This is a genomic window from Proteiniphilum propionicum, from assembly GCF_022267555.1.
Lineage (GTDB): Bacteria > Bacteroidota > Bacteroidia > Bacteroidales > Dysgonomonadaceae > Proteiniphilum > Proteiniphilum propionicum.
Genome location: NZ_CP073586.1, coordinates 564,674 through 581,766 on the forward strand (window position 1 = coordinate 564,674; position 17,093 = coordinate 581,766).

General features: G+C 43.6%; 10 protein-coding genes. All 10 read left to right on the forward strand.

What is annotated here, in order from left to right:
* Positions 1–317: 317 nt before the first annotated feature.
* A complete protein-coding gene (gene lysS, locus KDN43_RS02105) occupies positions 318–2,051 on the forward strand; it encodes a lysine--tRNA ligase (protein ID WP_238868050.1) in 1,734 nt (577 codons plus the stop codon).
* A gap of 28 nt (positions 2,052–2,079) precedes the next feature.
* Positions 2,080–3,075, forward strand: a complete 996-nt coding sequence (locus KDN43_RS02110; RefSeq protein WP_238868051.1) for an NAD(P)H-dependent glycerol-3-phosphate dehydrogenase — start codon at positions 2,080–2,082, stop codon at positions 3,073–3,075.
* A 143-nt stretch (positions 3,076–3,218) separates the two neighbouring features.
* Complete coding sequence (locus KDN43_RS02115) at positions 3,219–4,562, forward strand: glucose-6-phosphate isomerase (protein ID WP_238869526.1); 1,344 nt, start codon at positions 3,219–3,221, stop codon at positions 4,560–4,562.
* Between the two features lie 64 nt (positions 4,563–4,626).
* Complete coding sequence (locus KDN43_RS02120) at positions 4,627–5,376, forward strand: HAD family hydrolase (RefSeq protein ID WP_238868052.1); 750 nt, start codon at positions 4,627–4,629, stop codon at positions 5,374–5,376.
* 210 nt (positions 5,377–5,586) lie between these two features.
* Entirely contained in the window at positions 5,587–7,512 is a 1,926-nt protein-coding gene (locus KDN43_RS02125; protein WP_238868053.1) for an NAD(+) synthase, read from the forward strand.
* 4 nt (positions 7,513–7,516) lie between these two features.
* Positions 7,517–8,944 (forward strand): RapZ C-terminal domain-containing protein, encoded by a 1,428-nt coding sequence (locus KDN43_RS02130; RefSeq protein ID WP_238869527.1) that lies wholly within the window; start codon positions 7,517–7,519, stop codon positions 8,942–8,944.
* A 177-nt stretch (positions 8,945–9,121) separates the two neighbouring features.
* Complete coding sequence (locus KDN43_RS02135; protein WP_238868054.1) at positions 9,122–9,850, forward strand: nucleotidyltransferase family protein; 729 nt, start codon at positions 9,122–9,124, stop codon at positions 9,848–9,850.
* 756 nt (positions 9,851–10,606) lie between these two features.
* Positions 10,607–13,762 carry a SusC/RagA family TonB-linked outer membrane protein gene (locus KDN43_RS02140; protein ID WP_238868055.1) on the forward strand — a complete coding sequence of 1,052 codons (3,156 nt, stop codon included), beginning with the start codon at positions 10,607–10,609 and terminating at the stop codon, positions 13,760–13,762.
* A gap of 20 nt (positions 13,763–13,782) precedes the next feature.
* Complete coding sequence (locus tag KDN43_RS02145) at positions 13,783–15,399, forward strand: RagB/SusD family nutrient uptake outer membrane protein (protein ID WP_238868056.1); 1,617 nt, start codon at positions 13,783–13,785, stop codon at positions 15,397–15,399.
* 16 nt (positions 15,400–15,415) lie between these two features.
* Positions 15,416–17,086, forward strand: coding sequence for a DUF5018 domain-containing protein (locus KDN43_RS02150; RefSeq protein WP_238868057.1), 1,671 nt, complete (start codon positions 15,416–15,418; stop codon positions 17,084–17,086).
* Positions 17,087–17,093 lie beyond the last annotated feature (7 nt).

Here is a 17,093-nt window from a genome sequence, read left to right on the forward strand (position 1 = left end):
AATTTTTCTTTAATTATTTTCTGACAATTTCCACGAATCCCAAATAAGATATAACCACCATGAATATCTGCCGTTTCCTGCCAGCCTGAACTATGCTGCGGCGAGCATTTTTTTCGTTAAGTGATACACAGAATAGTAATTCGTTCGTATTATGTTGTCGCGAGAAAGAGTAGGAGATTGTACAAATATCCAAATTTTTAACAGAAACAAATTTGTGCAGATATTTATGTAGTTGCAATAAAAGATGTGTATTAGTGAATAATTTTGTACTTTTGTGAAAAATTTGGGCATTGCTGCACAAACCATTCAATCAGAACATGCAAAATTTAGAACTAAGCGAACAGGAAATCATACGCCGGCAGAGTCTGGATGAATTAAGACAGCTGGGAGTGGAACCTTATCCCGCCGCCTTGTATGATGTGAACGCCTATTCCACAGATATTAAAAATAAGTTCAGAGACGAAGACGTTCGCCGTCAGGTAAGTATCGCGGGGCGTATAATGACCCGCCGCATCATGGGTAAAGCATCTTTCATTGAACTGATGGACTCGAAAGGTCGTATCCAGGTGTATATAACCAGAGACGATATCTGCCCGGGAGAAAACAAGGACCTATACAATACCATATTCAAGAAACTCACCGACATAGGTGATATAGTGGGCATTACAGGATTTGTCTTCCGAACGCAGACCGGTGAGATCTCGGTACATGCTGAAACGTTCACGGTGTTATCGAAGTCTCTGAAGCCACTTCCCATTGTAAAAATGAAAGACGGTGTGGTATATGATAAGTTCTCCGATCCGGAGTTACGCTACCGTCAGAGATATGTTGACCTGCTGGTTAACGACAATGTAAAGGAGATATTCGTGAAACGGACTCTTCTGTTCGATGCTATGCGTGAGTTTTTCAATCAGCGGGGCTATCTGGAGGTTGACACTCCCGTACTGCAAAGCATCCCCGGCGGAGCAGCTGCACGGCCATTCACTACCCATATGAATGCACTCGATATAGATCTCTATCTCAGAATAGCCAATGAGTTGTATCTGAAAAGGCTTATCGTGGGAGGATTTGAGGGGGTGTACGAGTTCTCCAGAAACTTCCGCAACGAGGGCATGGACCGCACTCACAATCCTGAGTTCACCGCCATGGAAATATATGTCGCCTACAAGGACTATAAGTGGATGATGGAGTTTACAGAACAAATGCTGGAGAGTGTCACCCTTAAAGTGCTGGGGACCACCAAGGTGAATGTAGGTGATGCCGAAATTGATTTTAAAGCACCATATAAGCGTGTTACAATGATAGATGCCATCAGGGAGCATACCGGGATTGATATCAGCGGGATGGACGAGAACCAGCTCCGTGATGTATGCAAAAAACTTGGTGTGGAGCAGGATAAAACAATGGGAAAAGGCAAGCTGATCGATGAAATATTTGGCGAGAAAGCCGAAGGGAAGTATATTCAACCTACCTTCATCATCGATTATCCCATAGAGATGTCCCCTCTTTGTAAACGGCACAGGGAAAATCCCGAGTTGACCGAACGGTTTGAGTTGATGGTCAACGGGAAAGAGCTGGCAAATGCCTATACCGAATTGAACGACCCTATTGACCAGCGTGAACGGTTTGAAGAACAACTTCGATTATCTGAAAAGGGTGATGATGAGGCAATGTTCATCGATCAGGATTTTATTCGTGCACTGGAATATGGCATGCCACCTACATCGGGAATGGGTATAGGAATGGACAGGCTCACCATGTTGCTTACCGGACAGACTGCCATCCAGGAAGTGCTTCTATTCCCTATGATGCGTCCTGAAAAGACTGTCAAGAGAGACAGCTCCTCCATATTTACTGATCTCGGCATTCCTGAAGAGTGGGTGGCTGTGGTTCAAAAAGCAGGTTACCTTCAAGCTAAAAGCCTGAAAGAGGTCAATCCCAACAAGCTACACCAGGATTTATGCGGGATGAATAAAAAGTTCAAAATGGGATTAGATAATCCAACACCCGATGAGGTGAAAAGTTGGATAGCAAAAGCATCTGGACTTTAATGCCTGACATACTGAAAAAAAATACATCATGGATTCTATCGGCAAAATCTGCATCTTGGGAGGCGGTACTTGGGGAACAGCACTAGCCAAAATTGTATTGATGAACCAAAAGCAAATGAACTGGTTCATACGCCGTGACGATCAGATTGAAGGATTTTACAAGCTGGGACATAATCCCAATTACCTGACAAATGTAAAGTTCAATCTGGCGCATATTACATTCTACTCCAATTTCGAGAAGGCTATCAAAGATTCTGATACAATCATCATTGCAATCCCATCGCCCTACGTGAAACAATATTTTCGTAGGATATGGAACAGCACCTTCCGGGGTAAGTTTATGGTTTCGGCATTAAAAGGAATTATACCGAACGACAATATGGTGATGAGCGAATTCCTTGCTGATAATTATAAAATTCCATTTGAAAATATAGGAGTTCTTTCTGGCCCCTGTCACGCAGAAGAGGTTGCTCTGGAACGTTTGTCGTTTCTTACTGTAGCAAGCAAGGATGAGACTAAAGCAACACTGCTCTCCGAAGCCATCTCTTCAAGGATACTGAAAGCGCGAATATCTAATGATGTGGTCGGTATTGAGCTGGCTTCCGTACTGAAAAATATCTACGCCATTGCGGCCGGCATCTGCCAGGGACTTCTTTACGGCGATAATTTCCAGGCAGTACTTATGAGTAACTGTGCAAAGGAGATGTCGCGATTTCTCGACGGTGTTGTGCCCATTGAACGGAATATTACCGAGCAGCATTATCTGGGTGACATGCTTGTGACCGGCTACTCTCAATTCAGCCGGAACAGGACACTCGGCACAATGATAGGAAAAGGCTATTCAGTGAAAACGGCTCAGCTGGAGATGGAGATGATAGCAGAAGGCTATTACGGGGCTAAATGTATTTATGAACTGAATGACCGCTTTAAGATTGATATGCCTATTGCCAGGACAGTTTACCAGATCCTGTACGAGAAGCTCCAGCCCCAGGCAGCCATTAAAAAACTGATCGACTATTTCTGATTTTTTATTCAACAGCGTTATTGGTAGGAGTTCATCGGACAATTTCACGGGAGTTAATCGATTTAGTTCACTAACACTATAATCGTAATAACCAGAATTTGACGATACAGTTTACAATATTATTAAACAGATCTGTTATGGATATTATTCAATTAAACATTAAGCATGTGTCCAATTATCTTTCTGAAGAAGATATCCTGAAACATGCAAACCGTGCATCTGCCGCCAATCAGGCTCTTTATGACGGTTCACGGGAAGGAAGCGATTTTCTGGGATGGGTTACTCTCCCCACCTCCATTACTGACGAGGTGTTAAAAGAGATTGAAGATACAGCTGCCGTTCTGCGCAGCCATTGCGAAGCTGTTGTGGTAGTCGGCATAGGAGGGAGCTATTTGGGAGCCCGCGCAGTGATCGATGCTCTATCGTGCTCACTCGACTGGCTTTTGGAAAAAGAGAAGCGCAAAAGCCCGGTTATTCTATACGCGGGTAATAATATAAGTGAAGATTATCTGGCTGAGTTGATGACATGGCTTGATGATAAACAGTTCGGCATTATAAATATTTCCAAATCGGGGACTACCACCGAACCGGCAATCGCCTTCAGGCTTCTTAAGGATCTGCTGGAGAAAAAAGCAGGAAAGGAAGAAGCTAAAAAACGTATTGTTGCAATAACTGATGCGTCCAAAGGTGCACTGCGCACATTAGCCGATACTGAAGGATATAAAACTTTTGTCATTCCCGACAATGTGGGGGGGCGTTACTCTGTGCTGACCCCTGTGGGATTGCTGCCGATAGCCGTTGCAGGGATTAATATACGGGAACTTGTTGATGGTGCCACTGATATTGAGAATGCTACGGGGCCAGCCACCTCTTTCGACTTTAATCTTCCTGCCATTTACGCGGTTATACGTAATGAACTGTACAAACGGGGCAAAAAAATTGAGATCCTGGTGAACTATCATTCTAAACTGCATTTTCTCTCCGAATGGTGGAAACAGCTTTTCGGTGAAAGTGAAGGCAAGGAGAATCTGGGTATTTTCCCAGCTGCCGTGGATTTCACTACCGACCTGCACTCAATGGGACAATGGATTCAGGAAGGTGAACGTACTATATTCGAGACTGTGATTTCTATAAAAAAACCGAATTCAAAAGTGCTGATTCCTCACGACGACATCAACCTCGACGGGCTTAACTACCTGGAAGGAAAAGGGGTGGACGAAGTGAACAAAATGGCAGAACTGGGGACCCGTATTGCTCACGTGGACGGGGATGTTCCAAACTTGCTGATCGAGATACCCGAATTGAACGAAAAGTATATAGGACAACTTATCTACTTCTTTGAGAAAGCATGCGGCATAAGTGGTTATCTACTGGGTATCAACCCATTCAATCAGCCTGGAGTGGAAGCTTACAAAAAGAATATGTTCGCTCTGCTGGAGAAGCCGGGCTATGAAGCTGAAACCAAAGCAATAAAATCGAAACTATAATTCAATAACCCATTTGAAAACCGCCTGGCCGCATTCAAGCGGCCTCGCGGTTTTTTTATTTATTATGATTGAAAAAATTATAAAAGATTATCTTGAAAGCCATCATTACAGCAGGTTCGATATGAAAGCTGTAATCTTCGATATGGATGGAGTGTTATACGATTCCATGCCCGCGCACGATAAGTCGTGGCAGCAAACGATGGATGAGCTGAATCTAAGACACGAGCCTAATGAATTTTATCTTCATGAAGGAAGAATTGGGAAATCAACCATCGACATCATTTTTCAAAGGAACCTGCAGCGTGATGCAACAGAGGAGGAAGAGAAGAGAATTTACGCCCGTAAATCGGAACTGTTCCAACAATATAACAGCGGGGCAACCATGACGGGAGCAAAAGAGGTGCTCGAATATGTGAAAGCTGCAGGATTGCTGCCTATTCTGGTTACAGGTTCAGGACAGCCGGCCCTGTTAGGGCGTCTGGATACTCATTTTCCCGGTATCTTCTCTCGTAAGACAATGGTCACGGCATTCGATGTAGTTAACGGGAAACCTCATCCGGAGCCATTTCTCCTGGGACTGAAGAAAGGAGGCAACCTATCACCCAACCAGGCTATAGTCATAGAAAATGCTCCCTTAGGTATAGAAGCAGCCGTGAAAGCGGGGATTTTTACAATCGCTGTAAATACGGGGCCTCTACCCGACTCCGTGCTGACCGACGCAGGCGCTTCACTAGTCTTCGGCTCCATGCAAAAATTGCTTCAGGAGTTCCCGGGAATTCTTAATGCTGTAAATACAATATTTAATCAGGCTTGAGGAATCTATATCGATGAGTGCCTCTATAACAAGAATGTAAAATATTTAGACTAATATCTATCATTTTATTTATCTTTGTTGTAATAATAGATTAACTCAATGGAAGATAAAACAGAGTGACGTGCAATATTTGTCGAAGAAGAGGATAAGGATTAAACAACTTATGAAAAAGTAATTGTACATGCCATTCTAATTTAAATTAGTTAAATTATGAATATAAATGATTTCGGATTTATAAGGGTAGCGGCCGCATCACCAAAACTTAAAGTAGCGGACTGCGGTTACAACACAGCCGAAATAAAATCGGTGATAGAACGTGCCGGAAAGGAAAATGTGCAGATTCTCTGCTTCCCCGAACTCTGTATCACAGCCTACAGTTGTGGCGACCTCTTCTTTCAGACGGTATTGCAGCAGAAAGCACTTGAATCATTAAGCGATTTGACGCTTTTTATGAAAGAGAGGCCGTCGCTAGTCGTCATTGTCGGGCTCCCCATGAGGATAGGGAGCATGCTTTACAATGTTGCCGCGGTATTGTCGCAAGAAGGGGTGATAGGTATTATCCCAAAAACATTTATTCCCGACAAAAATGAATTTTACGAAAAGAGATGGTTTGCCCCGGCAGGAGATTTGCATCTTTCCTCAGTAAAAATTGATAATAAAAATATACCCCTAGCTTCTTCCGGGGTAGTTTTCAGGACTCCTTTCGCTGCTTTCGGGATAGAGATTTGCGAAGATTTATGGATGCCTGCCCCTCCCTCATCAAAATTATCTATGCAGGGGGCCGAGCTGATTTTCAATCTCTCAGCGAGCAACGAGCTGGTAGGTAAAAACAGATACCGGAAGTCGCTTGTACTGCAACAGTCGGCCAGATGTAATGCAGCATATATATATGCCTCAGCCACCTGGGGTGAATCTACCACCGACATGGTTTTTTCAGGCGCCTGCTTCATCACCGAAAACGGCACCATGCTGGCGGAGTCGAAACGGTTTTCTCCGGAGAGTGAACTGATTATCGCTGATATCGACATCGGGGCACTTCGGCACGACCGGATGAAAAACAGCAACTTCGCCATGTCAAACATAGATAGTGTCACCGAGATCGACTGTAATATATCCCCTGTTTTCCCGGGCAGGATGTATCGAGTTTTCAACCCGCATCCTTTTGTTCCCTCGGAAGAGAAGAGATATGAGAGCCTTTCAGAGGTTTTTAATATTCAAACACACGGGCTGGCGAAGCGGTTGCTTCATACGGGGATAAAAAAGGCAACCATCGGCGTTTCGGGTGGACTGGACTCAACACTCGCCTTGCTGGTTACCATCAAAACATTCGATATCCTGGGTCTGCCACGCGAGAATATTGTTGGTATCACTATGCCCGGATTCGGAACTACCGGCCGCACCTATGGCAACGCAATTGAACTGATGAGATCGACAGGTGTAACCGTAAAGGAAATCCCGGTCAAAGATGCGGTTACTCAGCATTTTCGTGATATAGGACAAGATATAGATGATCACGATGTGACATATGAAAACAGCCAGGCACGCGAACGGACACAAATATTGATGGATTATGCGAACAAGATAGGCGGATTGGTTGTAGGAACCGGGAACATGTCGGAGCTTGCACTCGGCTGGGCAACCTATAACGGTGATCACATGTCGATGTATGCTGTAAATGCAAGCGTACCGAAAACGCTCGTATCAACGCTTGTGGAATGGATCGTTGAAACAGGGATGGACGACCGGACAGGAAAAATCCTGCGGGACGTAATTGATACGCCATTCAGTCCCGAGCTGCTGCCGGCTGACAGTGAAGGCAAAATAGCACAGAAAACTGAACAGTTCGTGGGGCCTTATGAGCTGCATGACTTTTTCCTGCATCGCATCCTGCGTTACGGTGATTCACCCAAACGTATACTGTTTATGGCAAATCAGGCTTTTGCCACCAGTTACAGCTCAGAAGAAATATCTAAATGGCTGAAACTGTTCTTCAAGCGCTTTTTTTCCCAGCAGTTCAAACGCTCCTGCATGCCCGACGGCCCTAAAGTGGGCTCGGTGAATCTTTCACCCAGAGGAGACTGGCGCATGCCAAGCGATGCAGAAGCAAATACCTGGCTGGAAGAACTGGAAAACTAATATAATAGTAATGAAAGAGTTAGCAAAGTTATTCGGAGATCATACGGGAAGATACAATCCGGAAATAGAACCTCTCCCATCATCAGGATCTAACAGAAGATACTACCGCTTAAAACAGGGTGACGTTTCTCTAATTGGTGTTGCAGGGCAATCGAAAGAAGAGAACCGTGCGTTTATTGAATTATCGCGTCATTTTCGCAGGCAAAAGTTGAATACTCCCGAAGTACATGCTGTTTCCAATGATGAAATGTTCTACATTCAACAGGACTTGGGCGATGATATTCTGTTCGATGCCATTAAAGGGGGGAGGCTTACGGGTGTTTTCAGTCACGAAGAGAAGGAGCTGCTGCACAAAACAATCGCCATGCTTGCCGATTTTCAGGTCAAAGGAGCTCAGGGACTCGACTTCGATATTTGCTACCCCCTCCCAGAATTTAACCGCAGGTCGGTAATGTGGGATCTGAACTACTTCAAATATAACTTTTTGAAAACAACTGGCATGGATTTTCTGGAGGATCTGCTGGAGAACGATTTTGAAAAGCTTGCCGATACACTTCTCAAAAACGAAACAGATACCTTTATGTATCGTGATTTCCAGTCACGAAACGTGATGCTGGTGAATGGGAATCCATACTTTATCGATTTCCAGGGTGGTCGAAAAGGTCCTGTCTATTATGATGTTGCTTCATTCCTATGGCAGGCAAAAGCCAGTTTCCCGGATGAATTAAGAGATGAGCTTATCCAAACATATATTAAATCTCTGAACAAATACTTCCCGGTGAATGAAGCCGATTTCACGAAACAGCTACGTCAGTTTGTCCTTTTCCGCACATTGCAGGTGCTTGGAGCTTACGGATTCAGAGGATATTTCGAGAAAAAGCCCCATTTTATCCAGAGTGTACCGTTCGCTCTGAATAACCTGCGCGAACTTCTGAAAGAGGGATTTGATGAATATCCATATCTCTGTGGCATGTTGAATGAGATGGTTGACCTGAAACAGTTTGCCGATACTCAAAAACACGAACTGGAAGTGCGCATTTTCAGCTTCGCCTATAAAAAAGGGATACCGAACGATGTGTCGGGCAACGGCGGGGGATATGTGTTCGATTGCCGTGCCATTAACAACCCGGGCAAATACGAACGGTATAATAATGTAACCGGCCTTGATGAGCCTGTAATTAAATTTCTGGAAGAGGATGGTGAGATTGTAGACTTTCTAAACAATATTTACCCTATAGTGGACAGACACGTAAAGCGCTATATCGAACGGAGCTTCACCAGCCTGATGATATCCTTCGGCTGTACAGGCGGGCAACACCGTTCGGTTTACGCAGCGCAGCATATGGCGGAGCATATTGCTAAAACGTGGGGCATAAAAGTTTCACTTGTACATCGTGAACAGAACCTGGAGCAGGAGTTCAGAAAAAGATAAGATGGCGTATGAGAAGTGGGGACATTATCAAGGAATCAATTAACCGTTAAGAGAACTACGAGAGCAATACGATTTATAGGGAGTTGAAATTAACCAGTATTGTTGATATATTAACACCAATCAGAACGATTTTAATATGATTAAATCACAAAATTCAAACATCAAACTTCAAAAATAATGAAAGCAATGATTTTCGCTGCAGGGCTCGGAACACGGCTTAAGCCCCTGACGGACACCATGCCAAAAGCTTTGATCAGGGTCGGAGGGAAGCCACTGCTTCAGCATGTGATCGAGAAATTAAAAGGTTCCGGTTTCGATGAGATCATCATCAACATTCACCATTTTGCTGATCAAATAATCGATTTTGTGGAATCAAATGATTATTTTGATATCCGCATTGAATTTTCCGATGAACGTGATAGATTGCTCGATACAGGAGGAGGGGTCAAAAAAGCCTCCTGGTTTTTTGATGATCATAAGCCTTTTCTGATTCACAATGTTGACATCCTTTCCAATATAGATTTGCGAAGCCTCTACAAAATACATGAACTGAACAATTCAGAGGCCACCTTAGTGGTCAGCGATCGCCCCACATCACGTTATCTGCTCTTTGACGACAGCTTACAACTGAAAGGGTGGCTCAATAAAACTAACGGGGAGACGAAATCTCATTTTCCAGATATCAACCCGGATAATTACAATAAACTTGCTTTTTCGGGGATTCATATTCTTAATACCTCTATTCTCAGCTATATGCAACATTTTCCGGATAAATTCTCAATCATAGATTTCTACCTGTCGATATGCAGTAAGGTAAGAGTGGCCGGTTACACACCTGTAAACCTTAAGATGATAGACGTGGGCAAGCCGGGCTCCCCGGAAGAGGCTGAAAGCCTATTACTGTAATCCCAATGCTGCAATTAACTGTTTAGCACATCAAACAATGATGCGTCAATCGATTTGGATACCTGAATCAATATTGCAATGTAATTTCCAACACACTGTAAAATAATTGAGCTGTTTCTAACCAACAACCTGAACACTATATTTTATAGAGAATAACATTAAACTACCAATTCGTCGATTGGCTTCAGACCGATTGTCTATAATATCTAATTAAGTTTTGGCTTGTATATTTTAACATTAATCCTTATCAATCATTAAAGCTGCAGCCGTTAAACATTGTTAATTGTTGATTATATAATAAATTTATTTACTTATAATTTGCATATTAAATTATTTGTTATTTTATTTGTATGTATTTATACAATTTTTTGGTTTCATCCAACTCTCAACACCAATTATAATAATATAAATATGACTAATTTTAACAATACTTTTCGTTAATGCGGGGGCAAATTATTCGAAAATCCGCCCTTCTCCGTCTCAACCACCACAGGACAAGACGTCTTTGGATCTTAATAGAAAAAAACGGGGAAGTTACCTCTGGGATCACAAGGATCGCCCCTATGTATGAAACGAAAAAAGTCATTAATGCAACGAAAAACAGCCAGGGAGTAAAAAGTCTTCTAAGGAAGTTTCTCAAAGGCAGAAAAACAGATTTAATCGCTCTTTGCGCGTATCATCGGCAAAAAAATATTTCACAAAAAACGACATCATTTCAAAACTAATTAAACAGTAATAACTTAAAAAAAGAAGCAAATGGAAAGTAAAAAACGATCTCTAAAGGAGAAAAACAGATCCTTGCGATTTCTGTTTTTATCTCTCTACTTTTTCTCAGCTGTCATATCCTATGCACAGGTGACTGTGAAAGGAAAGGTTGTTGATGCGACAGGGGAAACCTTGATTGGCGTGAATGTAGTATTAAAAGATACACGTCAGGGAACCGTTACAGACATGGCCGGAGAGTTCACTATATCTGCACCCTCATCCAACAGCACCCTTGTCTTCTCTTACGTGGGTTTTAGAGAAATAGAGGTCCCGTTGAACGGAAGAAACTATCTTTCCGTCACCATGGAACAAGACATTGAGCTGCTGGACGAAATAATTGTTGTGGGCTACGGAACACAAAAGAGAACAAGCGTAACGGGTGCAGTTTCCACTTTATCCAATACCGAGCTCATAAAGGCTCCGGTTGTGGGGGTTACAAACGTGCTTGGTGCCAGAGTAGCCGGTGTAACCATGCTGCAACAGTCAGGACAACCTGGACAGGACGCAGCATCTCTGCTTGTAAGGGGAGAAGGCGCCACTTACATAGTGGACGGCGTGATAAGAAGCATCAATGAAATTGATCCCAATGAAATTGAGTCTATCTCGATTCTTAAGGATGCCACATCAGCCTCTGTATATGGTTTGAATGCAACCTCCGTAGTTATTGTCACAACCAAACGGGGAAAAGAAGGGAAACTGGGTATAGGATACAACGGTTCATACGGAGTTAGTCAAAATGCCAATCAGATCAAGTGGCTCGACGGGCCGGGATATGCCTACTGGTACAACATGGCTAGGGAAATGGATGGCGATGAGCCTGTATTTACTTCAGCTCAGGTTGAAAAAATGAAGTCCGGTATTGATGGATGGGGTAATACTAACTGGTACGATGAAGTATTCGGCATCGGGTCAACAATGAATCACAATGTAAGTGCAACAGGAGGCACCGAGAAAGTAAGATTCTTCTCAGCTATCAGTGCATTTCAGCAAAAAGGGAATGTGGATGAATTCAATTATACCCGTTATAACCTGAGGGCTAACATTGATGCAAAACTTACAAGCAACATCACAATGGTGATGAATGTTGCCGGACGCCTGGACGAACATAACAGACCCAGCTATTCAGCGAACCCCAATGATTGGCACAACATTCCCCAGCAGGCTGTGCGTGCACTTCCCTATCTGCCAATGAAAATAACAGACGAAGACGGGAAGGAGTACTATACCTCCACGCGTACCGCTTCATCGCCTGTTAGCCCCATTGCAGCAATCTATGAGTCTGGATACAGCAGGCCCAGAAACACAACCATCCAAACCAACTTTTCACTCAATTATGATGCACCTTGGATGGAGGGGCTCAGCATGAAGTTTATGGGAGCATATGACAGGTTTTTTCAGTTTAACAAGACGCTCACCATACCCTTTCAGACACTGATTGGAGCACTACCAAGCACTTCAACCGAGACGATCGGCTACGTGCCGTTTGAGAATAATTCGGGAAACACCACCCTAAGTGAAAGTGCACATAGTTCCACTAATATAGTAACACAATCCAGTTTCACATACGATAAAATGTTTGACAAACACAAAATCAACCTTTTCGGTCTTGCGGAAACCCGCAGTGGCTTCGGCAATACACTGGGAGCTACTGGATACGGCCTTGACTTCCTTGAACTCGATGAGTTGAGCAAAATAACAAATACAACCGGTAAGGGAGAAGAGAAGATACCGGTTATTTCGGGAGGAAGCAGCCAGTCACGGTTGATCGGTTTTGTGGGAAGGTTAAACTATGATTACGACAATCGTTATCTGTTAGAGGCCTCTATCCGTCGTGACGGAAGTTATCTTTTCAGCGGTATGGCAGGCTCTCAATGGGTGAATCTTCCTGCTTTGTCTGCCGGATGGAGAATGAACAACGAGGAGTGGTTTCATGCCGATTGGATAGACAATCTTAAAGTTAGGGGCGGTATTGGAAAAACAGCCACATCTGCCGTTAGTGCGTTTCAGTATCTCAACCTAATGACACTTGCCTCAAATTCACTTATACTGGGCAATCAGAGGCAGAGCATGATCTACTCAGGAACATTAGGCAATCCCTACCTAACCTGGGCAAAAGCGATCACCTACAACATAGGTACGGAATTTATGGCGTGGAAGGGACTACTTGGAGCAGAACTGGATGTATTCTACAAATATCAGTATGATCTGCTTGGCGGTGTGGGTGGCTCTTACCCTCCGTCAATGGGTGGATATTTTTTCAGTACAGACAACGTAAATAAGATCGATTACAGAGGTTTTGATTTTACCATATCTCATAACAACAAAATCGGAGATTTCAGGTATGGTGTTAAGTGGATTGGCACTCTGGCATATCGCAGATGGCTCTATTATGCCGGGGATTCTGAGAACACGCCCGATTACCGTAAATTAACGGGCAAAGAGGTGGGATCTCAACTCGGATTCATTGCTGAAGGATTATTCCAGTCGCAGGAAGAGATAGACAACTCGCCCACGATTGTAGGGTCAAAAGTTCTCCCCGGTTATATCAAGTATAAGGATAGAAATGGAGATGGCAAAATCTCATACGCACAGGATATGGGTTATGTCGGAAAGAGTCCCTATTCCAAATTCCAAACCTCACTCAACCTCAACGGAGAATGGAAAGGATTTGACTTCGACATCCTACTGCAATCGGGTCTCGGACGTACAGTAGCCCTGACGGGGGTATATACTTCAATTGGATCCGAAGGAATTATGGATAATACAGCCTTCACAAAGCTCTTCTACCACGGAGGAAACTCTCCTCAGTTCCTTCCTGAAAACTCATGGAGACCGGACAAGCAGAAAGCCGAATTTCCACGTCTCTCGCTGGTAACAGTAAGTACAAACAATGCATACTCTTCAACTTTCTGGTACAGAAATGGAAACTATCTCCGCTTAAAATCATTCCAGCTGGGATATACTATACCAAACTCAATCACCAGAAAAGCCGGAGTCGACAGGATCAGGCTGTTTATAGAAGGGTCCAATATACTCACATTCAGCGTATTGACCAAGTATAACATCGATCCAGAACAGCCAGGAGTTAACAATGGGTACTATCCACAGCAGAAAACCCTCTCTTTCGGGCTTAATTTCTCATTATAATCACTTTTAATCGACTGAAAATGAAAAAAATATTTAGGGAACTTCTATATATGGGCACAGCTGTCATTATATTAAGCAGCTGTTCGGAATGGCTAGACCTGACTCCAACGGATCAACTCACCGACAAAGTGGTATGGGAGAAAGAGTCTAGTGTTGACCTCTATGTGAACGGCTTCTATACTTATCTGAACCAGTATGGGCAGTTTGGTACAGCACAAGCTGCGGGGAACCTTACAGAAAGCTTAACCAGTACATTCAAGTATGGTTCTTATGCACTTGGACACAAAGCGGGACATGCTAACAATTATGTTTTTAATCCTTCAACAGTCACACCAGCCAGCTGTTTTTACAGCAATTGGGATGATGCCTACAACAAGATAAGGAGAATGAATGAGTTCCTCCATTCTATGAGACAATACGGTAACTTCTCTGAAGAGATCAACAAAAGATGGGAGGCACAGGTGCTTTTCTTCCGGGCATTTATCTACTTTCAGCTTGCTAAAAGGCACGATGGAGTAATTCTTTATACTTCTATTGAGGAAATGCAAAAGGACAAGGCACGCAGTTCAAATGAAGATACTTGGGATTTAATTGAATCGGATCTCGATTTTGCGATAGCGAACCTACCTGAATCATTGACTGGCTCCAATCAGGGGAGACTCACCAAATTCGCAGCACTGGCATTCAAATCCAGGGCTATGCTTTATGCAAAACGATGGCAATCTGCTTACGATGCAGCTGATGCGGTTGTGAAATCAAACAAGTTCGGTCTGGTGGATGATTATGCCCAATCATGGAAAGGGAGCAATGAGGAATCGATCCTTGAGTTCAGATATGACGAACTGGGACCTAACCATACATTCGACAAAGACTATGTGCCTCTGAGCGACGGTTACGAGTTTGGCGGGCTAGGCACTCCTACACAGGAGATGGTGGAAAGCTATGAGAAAGCAGACGGCACCAAAATGAGCTGGACTGCTTACTATACAAAGAATGCGACCCGGCCTCCCTACGAAGAACTTGAGCCCCGTTTTAAAGCAACTATAATCTATCCGGGAAGTACATGGAAAGGCAATGTAATGCAGAACTCGGTAAACGGCACCAATGGTACCTTTATGGCATACAGGGCACAGCCTTATACATATGGCCATACTACTACCGGCTACTTCTTGAGAAAGCTGATGGATGAGAATTTGATCGACGTGAAGGGCAAGCCCAGCAAACAGACATGGGTGGAGATTCGTTATTCAGAGGTGCTTCTGAATTTAGCCGAAGCAGCCTTCAGACTTAATAAGATAAATGAAGCCAGAAGTGCAATGAATGAAGTCCGCGAAAGAGTTAATCTGCCTGCAAAAAACTCTTCAGGCAATGAATGGTTCAATGACTACAGAAACGAAAGAAAAGTAGAACTGGCTTATGAAGGACATCTATTCTGGGATATGAGAAGATGGGAACTGGCACATATAGAATATAACAACTATCGTTGCCACGGCTTTAAAATAACAGGTGACAATTATGAATACATTGATGTGGATTATCAGGACAGAAAGTTCTCCGCGAAAAACTATATACTCCCTATCCCTGACGAAGAGTTGGCAAACAATTCATTGATTGAGCAATACGACAGTTGGAAATAATTAAATTAATAATCGTATGAAGAAATATATATATACAACCCTTACGTTACTCTGTTCAGCATTTTTCTTGCTGAACGGATGCCAGCAGGTAGAAGACCTGACACCTTCTGTGTCGCGCTATGGAATTAACAGTCTGAATGCATCCTTTTATGGTGACGAAAGTTCTGAAAACAGCTTCACAAGCGAAATAAATTACGAGACCGGCGTTATTACAATTGTATTTCCGTACAACTACCCCAGAACATCCGAGAATGTACTTACAACGGATGACCTGAAAAAGGTGAGAGTGACGGCAAACCTGGATGATAATGTAACTATCTCCCCATCCCTTCTTTATATGGATCTGACTAAAGAAAACTTTATTACGGTTACCGACCAGTCAAAAACAAAAAAAGATTATAAGATTGTAGCAGAGATCCGTAAAAGCGCCGAGGCTAAGATTACCGACTTCAACCTCGATGCACTAGGCATTTCTGGCATTATCGATGAGCTAAACAAGACTATTTCCCTCATCTCTATTGAACCGATCGGCGAGGTATTGGCTAAGCTAAGCATTTCTCACGGCGCAACCATCAGCCCTGATCCCAGAACAACTGCTCTGAACTATGACAACGAAGTAACTCTTACCGTTACTGCACAGAATGGGTCGGACAAAGCGATCTATACCATTCGAAAAGATGTTCCAAACAAAGTGGAACTGGGTATGCGCAACGGCAGTGACAAGGTACTCTGGTCAAAGAAACTGCAGACCGATCTGGGTATTTCAGCGCTGAATGTAACAACCAGTCTTGCCGTTACGAAAGATTATGTTATTGTGAATACAAGAAATGAACCTGGCATGATACTGGATCGCAAGACGGGTACGAAGGTAGGCACAATGCCCAATATGCAATCCATTATCGGAGGCCTTACCAACTTCTTTGCCACAGCAGATGACGGAAACAATATCCTGATATGCAATCTTGCGCCAAATGCAGGCACCTACAAGGTGTGGAGAATCAACGGTGTGAACGGTACTCCCGAGCTCTACATTGACTGGGCTGCGAGCGGAAGCACTGCCATTGGGCGAAAACTCTCAATAAAAGGGAGTCTCGACGGGGATGCAATCATCACTGCAGCAATTATGGGTGACGCCAAATCATTTGCCCGCTGGCAGGTTAAAGGAGGAGTGCTTCAGTCGCAGATACCCGAGATAGTAGCTATACCCGAAATAGGAGGAGCCTGGTGGAACAACGCCGACGTTGTAGCTACCAACCCTTCAGACCCCATAGGTGACTATTTTGTTTCTTACTATGCATTACCTAGAAGATTCGCATGGATAGACGGTAAAACCAACACTTTCAGGGCGCTCGGACCAGAGATAAGCGGAAACTGGGTACAAAATGCAGCCGACTACACCGTGTTCAACGGAAATCCTTATGCTGCAAGCAACTCGGTAAACTCTTTCACCTGGGGTAGTGACGACAAGATCTATCTGTTTGATGCAAGTTCAACCACCACATTCACCGAACCCATTTGGACCTCTCCAATCGGCACATACGGCGGTAAAGACAACGGAGGACAAAATGGAAACGGCACCGGAGATGTAATTTTGAAAGCTTCAACCGACGGATATTACATGTATCTCTACTTCATGTTCACCAACGGATGTGTAGTATGTGTACAATATGATTGTATTGACATGTAAGATAAGG

Excerpts from the sequence above, each read along its gene's own strand:
- KDN43_RS02145 (WP_238868056.1), top strand. The coding sequence starts at position 13,783 with ATGAAAAAAATATTTAGGGAACTTCTATATATGGGCACAGCTGTCATT.
- lysS (WP_238868050.1), top strand. The coding sequence starts at position 318 with ATGCAAAATTTAGAACTAAGCGAACAGGAAATCATACGCCGGCAGAGT.
- KDN43_RS02140 (WP_238868055.1), top strand. The coding sequence starts at position 10,607 with ATGGAAAGTAAAAAACGATCTCTAAAGGAGAAAAACAGATCCTTGCGA.
- KDN43_RS02135 (WP_238868054.1), top strand. The coding sequence starts at position 9,122 with ATGAAAGCAATGATTTTCGCTGCAGGGCTCGGAACACGGCTTAAGCCC.
- KDN43_RS02150 (WP_238868057.1), top strand. The coding sequence starts at position 15,416 with ATGAAGAAATATATATATACAACCCTTACGTTACTCTGTTCAGCATTT.
- KDN43_RS02120 (WP_238868052.1), top strand. The coding sequence starts at position 4,627 with ATGATTGAAAAAATTATAAAAGATTATCTTGAAAGCCATCATTACAGC.
- KDN43_RS02125 (WP_238868053.1), top strand. The coding sequence starts at position 5,587 with ATGAATATAAATGATTTCGGATTTATAAGGGTAGCGGCCGCATCACCA.
- KDN43_RS02110 (WP_238868051.1), top strand. The coding sequence starts at position 2,080 with ATGGATTCTATCGGCAAAATCTGCATCTTGGGAGGCGGTACTTGGGGA.